Source organism: Mycolicibacterium canariasense, from assembly GCF_002101555.1.
GTDB lineage: Bacteria > Actinomycetota > Actinomycetes > Mycobacteriales > Mycobacteriaceae > Mycobacterium > Mycobacterium canariasense.
The window spans coordinates 40,611-57,675 of record NZ_LQOL01000018.1; the positions used below are offsets into that span (position 1 = coordinate 40,611).

Annotated in this window: 19 protein-coding genes; 9 read left to right on the top strand and 10 right to left on the bottom strand. The window is 69.7% G+C overall.

Translation table 11 applies throughout. The features are described 5' to 3' along the window. The first annotated feature begins 166 nt into the window (after nt 1-166). Both AWB94_RS01885 and AWB94_RS01890 read left to right on the top strand, forming a co-directional pair. On the top strand, nt 167-1,177 hold the full coding sequence (locus tag AWB94_RS01885) for a hypothetical protein (protein ID WP_062660070.1): 1,011 nt from the start codon (nt 167-169) through the stop codon (nt 1,175-1,177). Between the two features lie 174 nt (nt 1,178-1,351). Further along, entirely contained in the window at nt 1,352-2,944 is a 1,593-nt protein-coding gene (locus tag AWB94_RS01890; protein ID WP_062660069.1) for an N-acetylmuramoyl-L-alanine amidase, read from the top strand. Between the two features lie 9 nt (nt 2,945-2,953). Here AWB94_RS01890 and AWB94_RS01895 read toward each other — a convergent pair whose 3' ends face one another. The 3 genes from AWB94_RS01895 to AWB94_RS01905 are packed head-to-tail and all read right to left on the bottom strand — an operon-like array spanning nt 2,954 to nt 5,306. Beyond that, nucleotides 2,954-3,766, bottom strand: coding sequence for a Cof-type HAD-IIB family hydrolase (locus tag AWB94_RS01895; RefSeq protein WP_024452579.1), 813 nt, complete (start codon nt 3,764-3,766; stop codon nt 2,954-2,956). Nucleotides 3,767-3,783: 17 nt separating this feature from the next. After that, nucleotides 3,784-4,530 carry a lysophospholipid acyltransferase family protein gene (locus AWB94_RS01900; protein ID WP_024452580.1) on the bottom strand — a complete coding sequence of 249 codons (747 nt, stop codon included), beginning with the start codon at nt 4,528-4,530 and terminating at the stop codon, nt 3,784-3,786. A 5-nt stretch (nt 4,531-4,535) separates the two neighbouring features. Then, nucleotides 4,536-5,306 (bottom strand): lysophospholipid acyltransferase family protein, encoded by a 771-nt coding sequence (locus AWB94_RS01905; protein ID WP_024452581.1) that lies wholly within the window; start codon nt 5,304-5,306, stop codon nt 4,536-4,538. Between the two features lie 85 nt (nt 5,307-5,391). Here AWB94_RS01905 and AWB94_RS01910 point away from each other — a divergent pair, with 85 nt between their 5' ends. Beyond that, on the top strand, nt 5,392-6,951 hold the full coding sequence (locus tag AWB94_RS01910; RefSeq protein WP_024452582.1) for an MBL fold metallo-hydrolase: 1,560 nt from the start codon (nt 5,392-5,394) through the stop codon (nt 6,949-6,951). After that, complete coding sequence (locus AWB94_RS01915) at nt 6,948-7,283, top strand: hypothetical protein (RefSeq protein ID WP_024452583.1); 336 nt, start codon at nt 6,948-6,950, stop codon at nt 7,281-7,283. The genes AWB94_RS01910 and AWB94_RS01915 overlap by 4 nt, the downstream gene beginning before the upstream one ends. 6 nt (nt 7,284-7,289) lie before the next feature. Here AWB94_RS01915 and AWB94_RS01920 read toward each other — a convergent pair whose 3' ends face one another. The 5 genes from AWB94_RS01920 to serS form a co-directional block, all read right to left on the bottom strand. Continuing rightward, nucleotides 7,290-7,634, bottom strand: coding sequence for a hypothetical protein (locus tag AWB94_RS01920; protein ID WP_024452584.1), 345 nt, complete (start codon nt 7,632-7,634; stop codon nt 7,290-7,292). Then, nucleotides 7,631-8,335, bottom strand: a complete 705-nt coding sequence (gene scnC / locus AWB94_RS01925; RefSeq protein ID WP_109762672.1) for a thiocyanate hydrolase subunit gamma — start codon at nt 8,333-8,335, stop codon at nt 7,631-7,633. Before scnC ends, AWB94_RS01920 begins: the two co-directional genes overlap by 4 nt. Beyond that, nucleotides 8,335-9,174, bottom strand: a complete 840-nt coding sequence (locus AWB94_RS01930; RefSeq protein ID WP_062660231.1) for an SH3-like domain-containing protein — start codon at nt 9,172-9,174, stop codon at nt 8,335-8,337. The genes scnC and AWB94_RS01930 overlap by 1 nt, the downstream gene beginning before the upstream one ends. Nucleotides 9,175-9,282: 108 nt before the next feature. After that, complete coding sequence (locus AWB94_RS01935; protein ID WP_062660068.1) at nt 9,283-10,083, bottom strand: DUF5718 family protein; 801 nt, start codon at nt 10,081-10,083, stop codon at nt 9,283-9,285. Further along, the gene (serS, locus tag AWB94_RS01940) at nt 10,080-11,333 is read right to left on the bottom strand and encodes a serine--tRNA ligase (protein WP_062660067.1); all 1,254 of its coding nucleotides are present in this window, start codon (nt 11,331-11,333) and stop codon (nt 10,080-10,082) included. The genes AWB94_RS01935 and serS overlap by 4 nt, the downstream gene beginning before the upstream one ends. Nucleotides 11,334-11,448: 115 nt before the next feature. Between serS and AWB94_RS01945 the strand changes: the two genes are divergently transcribed. The 3 genes from AWB94_RS01945 (at nt 11,449) to AWB94_RS01955 (ending at nt 13,591) form a co-directional block, all read left to right on the top strand. Beyond that, nucleotides 11,449-12,897, top strand: a complete 1,449-nt coding sequence (locus AWB94_RS01945) for a septum formation family protein (protein ID WP_062660066.1) — start codon at nt 11,449-11,451, stop codon at nt 12,895-12,897. Nucleotides 12,898-12,904: 7 nt separating this feature from the next. Beyond that, nucleotides 12,905-13,255, top strand: coding sequence for a metallopeptidase family protein (locus tag AWB94_RS01950; protein ID WP_062660065.1), 351 nt, complete (start codon nt 12,905-12,907; stop codon nt 13,253-13,255). A 120-nt stretch (nt 13,256-13,375) separates the two neighbouring features. Beyond that, nucleotides 13,376-13,591, top strand: coding sequence for a hypothetical protein (locus tag AWB94_RS01955; protein WP_084395536.1), 216 nt, complete (start codon nt 13,376-13,378; stop codon nt 13,589-13,591). On the opposite strand, the gene AWB94_RS01960 is transcribed toward AWB94_RS01955, so the two are convergent. Both AWB94_RS01960 and pheA read right to left on the bottom strand, forming a co-directional pair. Then, the gene (locus AWB94_RS01960) at nt 13,543-14,214 is read right to left on the bottom strand and encodes a histidine phosphatase family protein (protein WP_062660064.1); all 672 of its coding nucleotides are present in this window, start codon (nt 14,212-14,214) and stop codon (nt 13,543-13,545) included. The genes AWB94_RS01955 and AWB94_RS01960 overlap by 49 nt on opposite strands. Beyond that, nucleotides 14,211-15,143, bottom strand: coding sequence for a prephenate dehydratase (gene pheA / locus AWB94_RS01965; RefSeq protein ID WP_062660063.1), 933 nt, complete (start codon nt 15,141-15,143; stop codon nt 14,211-14,213). Before pheA ends, AWB94_RS01960 begins: the two co-directional genes overlap by 4 nt. 115 nt (nt 15,144-15,258) lie before the next feature. On the opposite strand from pheA, the gene AWB94_RS01970 reads away from it, so the two are divergent. Further along, nucleotides 15,259-16,050 (top strand): DUF2470 domain-containing protein, encoded by a 792-nt coding sequence (locus tag AWB94_RS01970; RefSeq protein WP_062660062.1) that lies wholly within the window; start codon nt 15,259-15,261, stop codon nt 16,048-16,050. 32 nt (nt 16,051-16,082) lie between these two features. Beyond that, nucleotides 16,083-16,838, top strand: a complete 756-nt coding sequence (locus tag AWB94_RS01975) for a CPBP family intramembrane glutamic endopeptidase (RefSeq protein ID WP_234811576.1) — start codon at nt 16,083-16,085, stop codon at nt 16,836-16,838. Nucleotides 16,839-17,065 lie beyond the last annotated feature (227 nt).

The window sequence follows — 17,065 nt, forward strand, 5'->3', positions numbered from 1 at the left end:
TCGCAATTCGCTCACAATTCAATATCGTCACTCTTGACCCAGTAGTCACAGCAGTACCATCAATCACGTTGGCGGACGCTGGTTTACCAAGGCACAAAACCGTTGTCGCCGACGTGTTTCACCGAATCAACCGCAAACACGTAGTCCATGTATTGAGGAGACTTCCGTGCCGAACCGACGTCGACGCAAGCTCTCGACAGCCATGAGCGCAGTCGCCGCCCTGGCCGTCGCAAGTCCAGTTGCAATTGCTGCGCTTTCAGAAGTACCCGCCAAGGACGAACAGCCGCAGCACCGGCAGTTCGTGCAGGCGGCGCTGATCACCGACCTGCCCGGGGAGTTGATCTCGGCCCTGTCGCAGGGGCTGTCCCAGTTCGGGGTCAATCTGCCCCCGATGCCGACGGGCATTCTGACCGGTTCGCCGGCGGCCAGCCCGGTGTTGACGTCACCGGGCCTCGGTGCCACCGGCCTCACCTCGCCGGGTCTGACCTCGCCCGGATTGACGCCCGGCCTGAGCACACCCGGACTGGGCGCCACCGGCCTGACCCCGCCGACCGGCCTGACGCCGGGCCTGCAGGGCTCGGGGACCACCGCGCCCGGACTCAGCGTGCCGCCGATCAACTCGACCACCCCGTCGCTGAGCCCGACCTCGCTGACCGATCCGTCGAACACCAACCCGGCGCTGACCGGCGCCACCCCGGGCCTCACCTCGCCGCTGTCGCCGAGCCTGGCCACCCCGGCCGGTCTGGGCACCACGCCGGGACTGGGCACTGCGGGCCTGACGACGCCGGGCCTGGGTACGCCGGGGCTCGGTGGCACCGGCCTGGGCGTTCCCGGTGAGGTGCCGATCTCGGCTCCGATCGGGCTGGACCCGATGGCGGGCACCTACCCGATCCTCGGTGGCGATCCGGGTCTGGGCCTGGGCGCCCCGGCGGCCGCCAGCGGTGGCGGCGGGCTGCTCGGCGACCTGAACAGCGCGGCCCAGCAGCTGGGCGCCGGGCAGGCCATCGATCTGCTCAAGGGCATGGTGATGCCGGCCATCCAGTCGGCCATCAAGCAGGCGGCTCCGGCCGCCGCCCCGGCCGCGGCGGCCGCCGCGCCGGTTGCCGACGCCGCCAGCACCGCCGCCAGCACGGCGACGGGGGCGGTGGCCCAGGTCGCTTCAGGCGCGGGCGCCTGATCAAGCCCCAGGCGCGGGCGCCTAGTCAAACCTGAGCGCGGGCGCCTGATCTCAAGCCTGTCACCGAACGGCACCGCAGAAGCCTTTCCGGCTCTGCGGTGCCGTTATGTGCGGCCCAGAATTCGTATCGTGTCGAAACTCTGGTAACACCAGACCCATACGTAACATCGGGGCGTGTTACGTCGTCGTCCTGCACCGTCACTGCTGCTCTCGGCAGTCGTCGGCACGGTCGTCATCCTGCCGTGGGCGATCAACGGCGTACCCGAGACCGACAAGCAGCCCCCGGTGGCCATCAGCCAGCAGCCGCTGAACGACCTGCACGGCACCGACGCTGCCGGCGAAACCATCAAGGAAGTCCACCAGGACACCCCGTTCTCGCTGGTGGCGATCACCGCCGACGACCTGGACGGCACCACCGCGCGGGTCCGCGCCAAACAGCCCGACGGCTCCTGGGGCCCCTGGTACGAGACCGAGACCCTGGACGGCGTCGGACCGCAGGGTAAGGCGACGCACGGCACCGAGCCGGTGTTCGTCGGCCGCACCACCACCGTGCAGATCGCCGTCAGCCACACACCTCCGGCACCGGCCCCAGTGAAACGCGACCTCGGCTACATCCCGGCCAATGTCGAGCAGCCGCTGCCGCAGAACGTCAACGCCGTGCTGATCAGCCCACCCAAGGCGCCGATCGACGTGCAGTTCAACCCGCCCGCGGCCGCCGCGACCATCCCCGGCCGGCCGCCCAACATCATCAGCCGCGCCCAGTGGGGTGCCGACGAAGCGATGAAGTGCGGCGCCCCCATCTACGACCAAGGGGTGCGGGCCGGGGTCGTGCACCACACGGCCGGCAGCAACGACTACCTGCCCGAGGACTCGGCGGCGATCGTGCGCTCGATCTACGAGTACCACGCCCGCACCCTGGGCTGGTGCGACATCGCCTACAACGCCCTGGTGGACAAGTACGGGCAGGTGTTCGAGGGCCGCGCCGGCGGCATGGACCGCCCCGTGCAGGGCGCGCACACCGGCGGCTTCAACACCGACACCTGGGGGGTGGCCATGCTCGGCGACTTCGACACCGAGCCGCCCACCCCGATCCAGTTGCGCACCACCGGCCGGCTGCTGGGCTGGCGCCTGGGGCTGGACCACGTGGATCCGCTGGGCACCGTCACCCTGACCTCGGCCGGCGGCGACTTCACCAAATTCGCGGCGGGAGCCGTGGAAACCCTGCCCACCATCTTCACGCACCGCGACGTCGGCAACACCGACTGCCCGGGCAACGCCGCCTACGCCCTGATGCCGGTGCTGCGGGATATCGCCGCCCGGTTCAACCGGCCGGCCGGCCCCGCCGATCTGGTGGACACGCTGCGCGGCGGCGCCATCTTCGCCAAGTGGCAGGCGATGGGCGCCGAGAAGGGCCCGCTGGGCATGCCGACCTCACCGGAGGCCGCCGGCGACGGCACCGCCCGCTATGTCACCTTCGACCGCGGCGCCATGTACTGGTCACCGGTCACCGGTGCCCAGCCGGTGACCGGCGCCATCTACGACGCTTGGGGCGCACTGGGTTTCGAGCGCGGCGCGCTCGGCCTGCCCACCAGCGGCGAGATCGGCGAGCCGCAGTGGATCGTGCAGAACTTCCAGCACGGCACCCTGAACTTCGACCGGGAGACCGGTGCGGTCACCCGCGTCACCGACGGCGTGCCGCTGAAGCTGCCGCCGCCGAATCACTCCCCCATCCAGATGGAGCGGTTCACCCCGATCGATGCGCGCTGACCGAAGAGTTCACATCCACCAGCGTTCGAGCACCCGGGCCACCCCGTCGTCGGCATTGGTGGTGGTGACCTCGTCGGCGACGGCCACCGCGTCGGGATGCGCGTTGCCCATGGCGACCCCGTGCCCGGCCCAGCTCAACATCGGGATGTCGTTGGGCATGTCACCGAACGTCACCACATCCTCGGCGGCGATCCCCAGCGGCCCGGCCACCTCCGCGATGCCCGAGGCCTTGCTGACGCCCCGTGGCGTCACCTCGATCAGACCGTTGTTGGTCGAGTAGGTCAGGTCACCCCGGACGCCGACGTACGGTGCCAGCGCCGCGGCCATATCGGCGCTCTGCGCCCCCGCCTTGCGGATCAGCAGCTTCACCGCGGGAGCGCTGAGCAGGTCCTCGATGGACACCTCGGTGTTGTCCGGGTTGAGCCACGCGTGTTCGTAACCGGGTGAGCTGACGAACTGCGGGGTCGCGGCATCGTGTGCGCTGCGGCCCACCCGCTCCACCGCCAAACCGGCGCCAGGAATCACCGAGGTGGCGATATCGGCCAGCGCGGTGAGCACCTCCGCCGACAGGGTGCGCGCCGACACGATCCGGTCGTTGGCGGCGTCGTAGATCACCGCGCCGTTGGCGCACACCGCCATCGGGGCGAAGCCCAGCTGCTCCACCACCGGCGGCACCCAACGCGGCGGGCGGCCGGTGGCCAGGACGAACTGCGCCCCGGCGTCCACCGCGGCCCGCACCGCGGCGCGGGTACGGGGGGTGACGTTCTCGCCTTCGTCGAGCAGCGTGCCGTCGACGTCCGTGGCGATCAGAGCGGGCAACATTGCGTGCCTTCCAAGATTCAGTGCCTCCCGAGTTGTCTGCGGCCCCGCTCGGCCAGCTCGGCCTCGTCGAGACGGGCGGCTTCCTCGGGGGTGGGTGCGCCGCCGCCGAGCCGCCGCGGCACCCAGTACGCCCCCGCGGGATGTGGATAGGCCTCTTGCACGGCATGCAGCAACGACCGCATCGCCCGGCGCAGCTCGGCCATGATCTCGTCGACGCCGCCCTCGGGGGGCAGCGCTGGACCCAGCGCCACCGTGATGGGAAGGTGGTTGCGGCCCAAGGCCTTCGGATGGTCCTTCGTCCAGACGCGGTGTGCTCCCCAGACGATGAGCGGGATGATCGGCACCCGCGCGTCGAGCGCCATCCGCGCCGCCCCGGTCTTGAACTCCTTCAGCTCGAAGCTGCGGCTGATGGTGGCCTCCGGATACACCCCGACCAGCTCGCCGGCCCGCAGGCGCTCGACGGCGATCGGGTAGGACGCACCGCCGGCGCTGCGGTCCACCGGAATGGTGCCGGCATGCTTGATCAGAAAGTGCACCCCGCGCACGTCCTGCATCTCGGCCTTGATCATGAACCGCATCCGGCGCCCGCGAGCCGTCGCGGCCAGCGCCGCGGGCAGGAAATCCACGTAACTGGTGTGGTTGATCGCGACCACCGCCCCGCCCACACGCGGAAGGTGTTCCAGCCCCTGGAAATCCAGCCGGGTGCCGGTGACACGCATCGCCGCCTTCCCCGCGATCTCGAGGGAACGAAAAACCGGCTCCATACGCGCTACTCCGGCGCCTCACCGGCGCGCTGGGCCCGGCGGGCCGCCTTCTCCGCCGCCTCTTCGGCGTCCATCCGATCGGCCTCGGCCAGCGTCGGCGCCCCGCCACCCAACCGGTGCGGTACCCAGTACTCGCCCGCCGGGTGCGGCCCGTAGGCATCCTGCACCTGCTCCAGCAGATGCTGCATGCGCGAATGCAGCAGCGCCGTCAGCTCGGCGGCCGGCAGCGTCGGGTAGATGGGCTCACCCACCGCCACCGAGATCGGCACCTTCGGCCGCCACATCTTCTTGGGGTGACCCTTGGTCCAGATGCGCTGGGCGCCCCACACGATGTGCGGGACGATCGGCACGTCGGCCGCGATGGCCATCCGGGCCGCCCCGGACTTGAACGCCTTGATCTCGAAGCTGCGGCTGATGGTCGCCTCGGGGTACACCCCCACCAGCTCCCCGGCCTTGAGGGCCTGGCAGGCCGCGGTGAACGACTCGGCACCACTGTCGCGGTCCACCTCGATATGGCGCAGGCTGCGCATGATCGGGCCGCTGACCTTGCTGTCGAACACCTCTTTCTTCGCCATGAACCGGACCTTGCGGCCGCGGTGCTGCAGATATGCGGGCAGCCCGGCGAAGGTGAAATCGAAGTAGCTGGTGTGGTTGATCGCGATCACCGCACCCCCGGTGACCGGGAGGTGCTCCACCCCGGTCACGGTGAACTTCAAGCCCTGCAACCGCCACACGAGGCGAGCGGCTTGGATGACAGTCCCGTATACCGGCTCCACATCGCACAGCCTAGTGCTGCAGCGGCCACCCGGCGGCTCCGGTTACCCTGATACCGCACGGCTGTAACCACACGAAAGGGTATTTGTGCAGGTCACGAGTGTGGGGCACGCAGGCTTCCTGATCGATACGTCGGCAGGCAGCATCTTGTGCGACCCCTGGGTCAACCCCGCGTATTTCGCCTCCTGGTTCCCCTTCCCGGACAACAGCACGTTGGACTGGGACGCCCTCGGGAACTGCGACTACCTCTACGTCAGCCACCTGCACAAGGACCACTTCGATCCGGCGACCCTGCGCGACCACGTCAACAAGGACGCCGTCGTGCTACTGCCGGACTACCCGGTGCCCGATCTGCGCCGCGAGTTGGAGGCCCTCGGGTTCCACCGTTTCGTCGAGACCACCGATTCGGTGAAGCACACCGTCAGCGGCCCCAAGGGCGAGCTGGACATCATGATCATCGCGCTGCGCGCTCCCGCCGACGGCCCGATCGGCGATTCAGGCCTGGTGGTCTCCGACCGCGTCACCACCGCGTTCAACATGAACGACGCGCGGCCGATCGATCTGGACATGCTGGCCCGCGAGTTCGGCCATATCGACGTGCACATGCTGCAGTACTCCGGCGCCATCTGGTACCCGATGGTCTACGACATGCCGGCCCGGGCCAAGGAGGCCTTCGGCATCCAGAAGCGGCAGCGCCAGATGGACCGCTGCCGCCAGTACATCGCCCAGGTCGGTGCCACCTGGGTGGTGCCGTCGGCCGGGCCGCCGTGTTTCCTGGACCCGGAGCTGCGCGACCTGAACGACGACCACGGCGATCCGGCCAACATCTTCCCCGACCAGGTGGTGTTCCTGGACCAGCTGCGCACCCACGGTCACGATGGCGGGCTGCTGATGATCCCCGGCTCGACGGCGGATTTCACCGGCGCACAACTGGTTTCGCTGACCCACCCGGTCGACGACCCGGAGTCCATCTTCACCACCGGCAAGGCCGCCTACATCGAGGCATACGCGCAGCGGATGGCCCCGGTGCTGGCGGCGGAGAAGGCCGGTTGGGCACCGGCCGACGGAGAATCGCTGCTGGAGCCGCTGCGAGCCCGCTTCGAACCGATCATGGCGCAGTCCGATCAGATCTGCGACGGGATCGGGTACCCCGTGGAGCTGCGGCTGCCCGGGGCGTCGCGCACCGAGACCGTCGTGCTGGACTTCCCGAAACGGGCAGTGCGCGAGCCGATCCCGGATGAGAAGTTCCGGTACGGCTTCGAGATCCCGGCGCAGTTGGTGCGGACGGTGGTGCGCGACAACGAACCCGACTGGGTGAACACCATCTTCCTGTCCACCCGGTTCCGGGCCTGGCGGGTCGGCGGCTACAACGAATACCTCTACACGTTCTTCAAATGCCTCACCGACGAACGGATCGCCTACGCGGACGGCTGGTTCGCCGAGGCGCACGACGACAGCGCCTCCACCGTGCTCGACGGATGGGAGATCCAGCGCCGCTGCCCGCACCTGAAGGCGGATCTGTCCAAATTCGGTGTGGTGGAAGGCAACACGCTGACCTGCAATCTGCACGGCTGGCAGTGGAATCTGGAGAACGGCCGCTGCCTGACCGCCAAGGGGCACCAGCTCAGGAGCGCCAGGACGTCATGACCACGGCGGTGTCGTACGACGACGGGCTGATCCAACTGGATCGCCAGGCCCTGACGCTGCGGCGCTACCACTTCCCGTCCGGGACGTCGAAAATCATCCCGCTGCAGGCGATCCGGGGTTACAAGGCGGAGTCGCTGGGCCTGGTCTTCGACCGGTTCCGGATCTGGGGGCCGTCGGACGACCCGCGCCGCTGGCTGCCGCTGGACGTGTGGCGGCCGATCAAGTCCACCCTGATCGTGCTCGACGTGCCCGGCACCCGGCCCAGCCCGGCGTTCACGCCGCTGCGGGTCAAGGAGTTCGTGTCGGTGTTGGACGAGCTGCTGCAGCAGTAGTGACGGTCAGGCCTCCAGCCGGGCCCGCACCGCTGCCAGCCGCTGCGCCAGCTCGGCCTCCCCGATCACCCCGCGCGCCAGCAGCGAATGGGCCAGTGACATCAGCTGGTTCTCCGGGTACGGCAGGTCTGCGTACACCGTCGCCGACAGCGCATCCTCCTCGTCCCGGCGCTCCTTGAAGTTCGGGAGGTCGGCCTCGTCGCACTCGGCGCGGTCGAGCGCGTCGCACAGCCCGTCCAGGCTCGTCTTCCAGGGCGGAACCGGGTTCTCCACACCGTATTTCGCGGCCATCCGCGACCACACCTGATTGCGCTCGACGATGGCGGCCAGCGGCTCGGGCGCGGTGCTCATGCGCCGTTGGGGTGGATCGCGGGCCGGGTCTCCACGACGACGTTGGTCGTCACGCCCGCCTTGGGCAGCGCGACGCCGATCAGACAGTCGCGGGTGACGATCTCGGCGAGCTGGTCCTCAGTCCAGCCGTCGGTGCCCTCGGGGCGCAGCGGCATCACCATGAAGCGATGCTTCTGGTTCGAATCCTGCACGCGCACTTCGATGTCGTCACCCAGATAGAGGCCGAACTCGGAGAGCACCTGACGGGGCCAGCGCACCAGCCGGCGCCGGTAGTTGGGGGTGCGGTACCACTCGGGCGAGTTGCCCAGGATCGGTCTGGGATAGCAGGAACACAGCGCGCACACGATCACGTGGTGCACGGTCGGGGTGTCCGCCAGGATCTCGAAGGCGGTGAAGTCACTGGGCGTGCCGAACCCGGTCGGTTCCAGCCAGTCGACCCCCACCTCCTTGCTGGCGGTCATCGGTTCGGCCAGCGCCAGCGCCTTGAAGTCGGGATCCAGCCAGGCGCGCGCCACCAGTCGGGCCGCGGGGGTCGGCCCGATCTGCTCGGCGAATTCGGTGAACCGGCGGTGCTCCTCGGCGGTGAAGATGCCCTTCTCGATGCACAGCTCGCGCAGGGCGATCTCGAGCACCTCGAAGTCGGTGATCTCGTCGACCATCGGCTTCACCGTGCGGTCGTGGTCATGGTCGTGGTCGTGCATCAGGCGCCTCGCAACCAGTGTTCGGGGATCTCGGTTCGCAGGGTGTCGGTCGGGGACCCGGTGTAGTCGTCCCACAGGTCGGCCTGGTTGAACTGCACCACGTAGAACCACTCCGGCTTGGCATCGGAGCGGGCCCAGGTCTCGTCCTCGGCGGCCGGGCTCTCGTAGGCGACGACGGCGATCTCGCCTTCGGCGCCGCGGCAGTACTCGGGCGTGCGGGTGTAGAACAGCACCGGCAGTTCGTCGCGCACCACCACGCGGTCGCCGACCGTGAACTTGGGGTCACCGGCCTGGCCGGCGTACACCTGTGGGTCACCCTTGCCGACGGCGTGGATGTGGTGCTCGTTGCGCGGGACCTGCGAGCCGTCCCCCTCGCCCTTGGGCTCGGCCCGCAACTGTTGGCCGGCCAGGCCGTCGGCATAGCGGTCGCGCACCTCGATCATCCGCTCGGTGAGTTCGGTGAGGCCGATGTGGTGTTTCTCGATCAGCACCCGCGCGACGGACAGCAGCCACCGGCCGTAGTACGGGAAGCCTTGGTAGACGGCGCGTCCCACGTCGACGTTGCCGATCCGGCGGCGCTCCTCGGACAGCCAGATGCCGCGCCAGGCGAGCACTTCGCACATGACATAGGTCATGTGCTCCCAGTACTCGTAGTCCTTGTTGACGTAGCGCGTCGGGGCGTCGGGTTCGCCCCCGACGTCGTGCACCGGTTTGGTCAGCGCGACGATCCGCCCGTGGTCCATCAAGTCGGGATAGGGCGCGTCCGGGATCTCGGGAAAGGCCGATTTCAACCGGCCGACCAGATCCAGTTGTGCAGCGCGTTCGGCGGCCGTACTCATCCGCGATTCCCCCTCAGCCAACGGCAGGGCCATGCTCGCGATCAAGTACAGCGCACATCGCGGCGCCGCGTGGGCAGAACCGCACCGATTGCTCGGCGGACGCTCCGCTCAGCGCACCTTTTGGCGCAACTCGGAGTACGCGTCGGACGCGGTGTCATACACCCGGACCACCGCCTCGTCGCCCGGCGACAGATAGGTCGACTCGCCCAGCGGGGTGTAGCGGGTGGCGCCGATCCCGATGAGCACGTGCTCGGGATGCCCGGAGGCCACCATCAGTGCGCCGACGTCCTCCAGCGGTGTGTCCGGGGCGCCCTTTTGGTTGGCCAGCCGTTCGGTGATCCAGTCCAGCAGCACCTCGCCGTAGTACGAGTAGCCCAGCAGCGGGCTGTCCACCCCGTACTCGTGCTCCTGACCGTCGGCGGTGTTCAGGTAGCACACCAGCCGCATGGTGGCCGTCGGGCCGTCCGGGGTGAGGTCGTGGGCCTCGAAGAACTGGCGCGCAACACCTTTGGAGGCGGGGCCCCAGTTCTTCTTGTGGCTGATCTTCGGTGCGCCCGGGCGCCGGATGGAGCAGTCGTTGAACGCGCCGAGCGCGAACGGGAGCAACGACACCACGGTGTCGCCCTGCCAGCGCACCTCGCAGGCCAGTCCGACCTCGGGCTCGATCTGGAGATTCAGCGGGCTGTCACTGGCAGGCAGGGCGATCTCGTCGTGCGACAGCGGGAACTCACCGAGGAAGGTGTCGCTGCCCGGCGCGTACCACGGGAAGATGCCTTTCGGGGCGTTCCCGACGGCTGCCACGTTGGTGAAATCGACTGCTTCCCCGGCCTGTTCGAGATGACCGGCGAAGTTGCCCGCCACCCCGAACCCGAACCAGTTCCGCAGCTCCGCATCGTCGAGTTCGATCACGCTGTCAGCACCTCCGTACCGAGATAGGGCACCAGCGCGGCGGGCACCCGGACACTGCCGTCGGGCTGCTGGTGGTTCTCCAGGATCGCGACCAGCCACCGGGTGGTGGCCAGGGTGCCGTTGAGCGTGGCGGCGATCTGCGGCTTGCCGTCGTCGTCGCGGTAACGGGTGGACAGCCTGCGGGCCTGGAACGTCGAGCAGTTCGACGTCGAGGTGAGCTCGCGGTAGGTCCCCTGGGTCGGCACCCAGGCCTCGCAGTCGTACTTGCGCGCGGCCGACGAGCCCAGATCGCCCGCAGCGACGTCGATCACCCGGTAGGGCACCTCGATGGCGGCCAGCATCTCCCGCTGCCAGGCCAGCAGCCGCTCGTGCTCGGCCTCGGCGTCCTCGGGCTTGCAGTAGACGAACGCCTCGACCTTGTCGAACTGGTGCACGCGGATGATGCCGCGGGTGTCCTTGCCGTAGCTGCCTGCCTCGCGCCGGAAGCAGGACGACCAGCCGGCGTAGCGCAGCGGCCCGCCGGACAGGTCCAGGATCTCGTCGGCGTGATAGCCGGCCAGCGGCACCTCCGAGGTGCCCACCAGGTACAGATCGTCGTCGTCGAGGTGGTAGATCTCGTCGGCGTGCGCGCCGAGGAATCCGGTACCGGCCATCACCTCCGGCCGCACCAGCACCGGCGGGATCATCAAGGTGAACCCGTTGGCGGTGGCCAGCCGCACCGCGAGTTGCAGCAGGCCCAGTTGCAGCAGCGCGCCCTGGCCGGTGAGGAAGTAGAACCGCGAGCCCGACACCTTGGCGCCGCGCTCCATGTCGATCAGCCCCAGCGCCTCGCCGAGCTCGAGATGATCCTTGGGCGAGTCGATGACCGGCGGATCACCGACGGTGTCCAGCACGACGAAGTTGTCCTCGCCGCCGGCGGGCACCCCGTCCACGATCACGTTGGCGACGGCCAGATGCGCGGCGGTGAAGGCACTCTCGGCCGTTGCCTGCGCGGCTTCGGCGGCCTTGACCTCCTCGGCGAGTTGCTTGGCGCGCTCGAGCAGGGCCGGCCGCTCCTCGGGGGAGGCCTTGCCCACCGACTTGCTGGCCGTCTTCTGTTCGGCACGGAGATTGTCGGCGGCCGAGATGGCGGCGCGGCGGGCGGTGTCCGCATCCAGCAGCGCATCCACCAAGCCGGGGTCCTCGCCGCGGGCGCGCTGTGAGGCACGCACCCGGTCCGGTTCGTCACGCAGCAGCTTGAGGTCGATCACGGCGGTAACCCTACTGTGCCGCCCGAATTGGGCAGCGCCGGTGGGGAGCACCGTGCCACAACCACATAACGTTACAACCGCATCACTTGTCACAGGCCGTGACACGCCTGTCACAATGGAGCCGATGTTGGACGCACCAGAGCACCCGCAGCCGTTCCTCGACGAGGGGCCCCCGCCGCCCGCGTCGCGGCGGCTGGCCTGGTTGCGTGACGCCCAGCTCACCCCCACCCGGCGCGCGCTGCTGCTGACCGCCCTCGGGGGCCTGATGATCGCCGGTGTGATCACCGTGCTGCCGGACACCGCGGCCGGCGGCCGGCTCGCCGGCCTGAGTTCCGGCACCGGTGGCCTGGCCCGGTCCAACAGCACCTTCGACCACGCCACCAGCGGATCGTGCCTGAACTGGCCGGACCGGGTGCCCGACGCCGCACAGATCGTCGACTGCACCACCGAGCACCGGTTCGAGGTGGCCGAGGCCATCGACCTGCGCGCCTTCCCCGGCACCGAGTACGGCGCCAACGCCGCGCCGCCGTCGCCGGCGCGCATCCAGCAGATCAGCCAGGAGCAGTGCCAGAGCGCCGTGCAGCGCTACCTGGGCGACAAGTACGACCCCAACGGCCGGTTCGCGGTGAGCCTGTTGTGGTCCGGGGAGAAGGCGTGGCGGCAGAACGGCGAGCGCCGCATGCTGTGCGGCCTGCAGTTGCCCGGCGCGGACAACCAGCAGCAGGCCTTCCAGGGCAAGGTCGCCGCGGTGGACCAGTCCAAGGTGTGGCCCGCAGGTACCTGCCTGGGTATCGATCCGGCCACCAACCAGCCCACCGACATCCCGGTCGACTGCGCCAGCCCGCACGCGCTCGAGGTCACCGGCGCGGTCAACCTCGCCGAGAAGTATCCGGCCGGCGTCCCGCCCGAGCAGGAGCAGGACACCTACGTCAAGGACACCTGCACCAAGATCACCGACGAGTACCTGGCGCCGCTGAAGCTGCGCACCACCACGCTGACGCTGGTGTACAGCACCATCTCGCTGCCCAGTTGGCTGGCCGGCAGCCATCAGGTGTCCTGCAGCATCGGCACCACCCTGGGCAACGGCGGCTGGTCCACCCTGCTCAACAGCGCCAAGGGTGCGTTGATGATCAACGGCCGGCCGCCGGTGCCGCCACCGGACATCCCGGACGAGCGGCTGAACATGCCGGCCATCCCGCCGCCGTCCATCGATCTGTCGCAGAGCCAGTCCTCGTCGAGCGGATACGACTCCGGCCAGTCGTCACAGTCGACCACCCAGCAGACCCAGTCCGACCAGCACCTGCCCGGTCAGTCGAACCAGACACCGACCACCCAGAGCAGCCAGCCGTCGACCCCGGCGCCCGCGCCCGGCGGCAATACGTTCCTCAACGGACCGCCCCCGCCCGGTGATGCGCCGCCGCCGGCCGATGTGCCGCCGCCGGCCGATGTGCAGGCTCCGGGCGGCCCCCCACTGGACGGACCGCCACCGCCCGCGGACGCACCAGTCGTGCCGGCCGGCCCGCCGCCCGGTCCCGCGGAGCCGGTGCTGCCGCCGGTGCAGTGACCGCCTGATGCCGGTGCCGATGAGCCGGAAACGGTTCGACGAATTGGTCTCCGATGCCCTGGATCTGATCCCGCCGGAGCTGGCCGCCACCGCCGACAACGTGGTGTTCCTGGTGCAGGGCCGCCATCCGGACGAGCCGGATCTGCTCGGCCTGTACGAAGGTGTCGCGCTCACCGAACGGGATTCGTCCTACGGCGGGTACCTGCCCGACACCATCACCATCTATCGCGATGCGCTGCTGGAGATGTGCGACACCGAGGAGCAGGTGGTCGAGGAGGTCGCGATCACCGTCGTGCACGAGCTGGCCCACCACTTCGGCATCGACGACGATCGGCTGCACGAATTGGGTTGGGCTTGAATTCCTGGGGCGAGCGGAGCGACGGGCGAGGGTGCCTTCCGCGTGGGAACGCCGGCTTGTCGGCACGCGGTGCTAAGAACGAACCATGAGGACCAACCAGGAGCCGAAGGCGGATCGCACATGAGTGCGCACTGCCGCGAGTGCGCGGACGGCCTCGCCCACTGCCACGGCACGGTGATCCTGCACATCGGTTGGCGGGCCGAATGCACCGAGGACTGCGGCCATCCCGAGATGGACCACACCTACACCATCGACTGCATGGCCGTCGGGTGTGGCTGCGCGCAGGATCAGCCCATCGGGTCGGGCACGCTCTCCTCGGGCAGCTTGTCCGCGTAGAACGGCGGAGCGAGTTCGCCCCACTGCACACAGCTCCAGCGCCCGTCGGTGATCGGGCTGAGCACCACGCTCTCGGTGTTGGCCAGGTGATGATCCAGCGCGAACCGGCCGTCCACACCGGCCAGCACCGCGGCCACCAGCCGGATCGCCGCGCCGTGGCTGACCACCACGATGTCGTCCTGCCAGTCGTGGTCGTCGAGGTGTCGGATCCGCAGTTTGGTCAGGACCGGCACGATGCGATCGAGCACCTGCCGCCCGCTCTCGCCCCCTGGCATCGACGCGTCGAGGTCGCCCAGCTGCCAGCGCCGGTAGATGCTGTCGAACTGCTCGACGGCGGCGTCGTCATTGCGGTCCTCGAGGTGGCCGACCTGAACCTCATAGATGTCGTCGAGCTCCCGCGGCGCCACCTCGAGGTGCCCGCCGATTCCGGCGGCGGTCTGCCGCGCCCGGGTGGCCACCGAGTGGGCGACCACGCCGACCGGATGCCCCCAGTCCCGAGCGAACGCCCTGGCCTGTTCGTGCCCCAGCTCGGTGAGCTCGGCGCCGGGCGGCCGGGTGTCCAGCCGCTTCTCGACGTTGCCGAAGGACTGCCCGTGCCGTACCAGTACCAGCCGCCCGCTCACAATCGCTCTCCTTGGCGCAGTGCCGCCAGCCACCGCGTCGCCTCGCTCGAGGCGGGCGGTACCGCCCCGGCCGCGGCACCGGTCGGCCAGGACCCCAGGAAACGAACGTCGACGCAGCGCCGGTGCAGCGCCTTGAGCGCCTCGGCGACGGCGTCGTCATCGATATGTCCCACACAATCGAGGAAGAACTTGTAGGTTCCCAATTCCGTTCGGGTGGGCCGGGATTCGATGCGGGTGAGGTCGATGTCCCGCATGGCGAACTCGGTCATCGCGGCCGCCAGCGCGCCGGGCTCGTTGTCCAGCCTGAGCACCACCGAGGTGCAGTCGGCGCCGGTGCACGCCGGCGGCGGCGCCGGCCGCCCGACGAGCACGAACCTGGTGCGGGCGTTGGGCTCGTCGACGACGCCCGCGGCGAGCACCTGCAGCGCATAGCGTTCGGCCGCCAGCGCCGTGCTGACCCCGGCATCGGCCCGGCCGGCCGCGACATCGGCCGCGGCGGCGGCGTTGGACTGCGCGGGGACCACCGAGGCCTGCGGCAGTTCGGCGGCCAGCCAGCGCCGCACCTGCGCGGCCGCGACCGGGAAGGCCGCCACGGTGGCGATGTCCGCGGCGGCGGCGCCCGCCCGGGTGACGATGCTGAACGCCACGTCGAGTGTGTGCTCGGCGAAGATCTGCAGGGCCGATCCGGCGGCCAACCCGTCCAGGGTGGGCAACACCGACCCTTCGATGGAATTTTCGATGGGCACGCACGCGTACTCGGCCCCGCCGGACCGGACGGCCTCCAGCGCCGCGCCGGGGCTGTCACAGCCCACGGGCGTGACCTCAGTTCCGGAAGGACCGCCGCCGGGGATCTTCGCACCGGCCGCCATCTGCAACAACGCCGCTTCGGTGAACGTCCCCTCCGGTCCGAGATAGGCGATGCGCGGCACGTCTCTCACCCTAGTGGCTCGCGCGGGCGGCCCCGCCCACGCCGAGAGGAAAACCTTGCGGACAGGGAGGTCGTGTAGTTAAGTAAGGCTTACCTCACTAAGGGAAGGTGTTCTGATGACGACTGTGGTGGCGGCCCCGACGACGGCCGAGCGGATCCGCAGCGCCTGCGCACGGGCCGGTGGCGCAATGGTGGCGGTCGACGGTCTGGATCCCACCGCCACCCCGGTGCACCATCTGTTGGCCGACGGCTCGTTCGCGATCACCATCCCCGCCGACGGAGCGTTGGCAGGCGCGCTGGTGTCGGCCGGCGCGGCCGGTATGCAAGCCGTGTTGGAGATGACCGACTACGCGCCACTGCCCCTGCGCGAACCGGTGCGATCCCTGGTATGGATGCGTGGCCGCCTGGTGCCGGTGCCCGCCCACGAGGTCGGCGGCCTGCTCGACCTCATCGCCGCCGAACACCCGAATCCCGCTCTGCTGCAAGTGAACACCGACGAACCCGTCGGCGGTGAGACGCCGTACGCGTTGGTCCGCCTGGAGATCGAATCCGTGGTGGTCGCCGACTCGACCGGGGCCGAGTCGGTCGGTGTCGGCGCCCTGCTGGAGGCGCGGCCCGATCCGTTCTGCGGCCTGGAGTCCTGCTGGCTACGCCACCTGGAATCGGCGCACCGCGATGTCGTCGAGCGGCTGTCGGCCCGGCTGCCCATGACGCTGCGCAGTGGCCGGGTGCGGCCGTTGGGCCTGGATCGCTACGGCGTGCAACTGCGGGTCGAGGACGAGACCGGCGACCACGACGTCCGGTTGCCGTTCGCCAAACCGGTCGACGACGTGGCCGGCCTCAGCCAGGCCATCCGGATCCTGATGGGTTGCCCCTTCCTCAACGGGCTACGCGCGCGCCGGATCTGAAGTCGCGCCGCGCGGCCACTAGCGTGGCTGCGGTGACCGAACCGGACCCGCTGCCCCGGCGCACCCTGCGCATCGAGGTCTTCGTCGTCCTCGCCGTCACCTTCGGACTGAGCGCCTACACCGCGCTGCTGGACCTGATCGAGGCCGTCCTGCTGGGGCTGGCCGGTCGGCGGGTGGCACTGAATCAGCGCCGGTCCCCGTTCGACCTCATCGACTTCGGCCTCAACATGGCCTCGGTCCTGCAGCTGGTGGCCTGGGGCGCCCTGGGGCTGTACCTGTTGTGGCGCAGCGGTTTCGGCCCCCGCCGCATCGGCCTCGGGCGTATCCGCTGGCATCCCGACGTGACCGGTGGCCTCGGCCTGGCCGCCCTCATCGGGCTGCCCGGACTGGGGCTGTACGTCGCGGCCCGGGTGCTGGGCCTGAGCGCCGCCGTGGAACCGGCCCAGCTGTACGACACCTGGTGGCGCATCCCGGTGCTGTTGGCGCTGGCCTTCGCCAACGGCTGGGCCGAAGAGATCATCGTCGTCGCGTTCCTGATCACCCGACTGCGCCAGCTGCAATTCAATCCGGCGGCCGCGCTGGCGATCTCGGCGCTGCTGCGCGGCGCCTACCACCTGTACCAGGGCTACTCCGCGGGCCTGGGCAACGTGGTGATGGGGCTGGTGTTCGGATACCTCTGGATGCGCACGGGCCGACTGTGGCCGCTGATCATCGCGCACGGACTGATCGACGCCGTCGCGTTCGTCGGTTACTCGCTGGCCGCGGGCCACTTGGACTGGCTGACCTGACGCCGCGGCCCCGGCCAGTACATTCGCAGCTGTGAACGACCACCGGCCGCCCGGCCAGGAGCCACCGCCGCCCCGCAGGCGGCCGGTGCCCCCACGGGAGCCGTCACAGGTCATCCGTCGCGAGCCCGGGTATCGGCCGCCACCGCAGTGGCCGCCCAATCCCTGGCCGGTATCGACCTCCCGGCCGGCTGCCAGGAACTCGACGGCCGCAACGCCCTGGGCTTCGT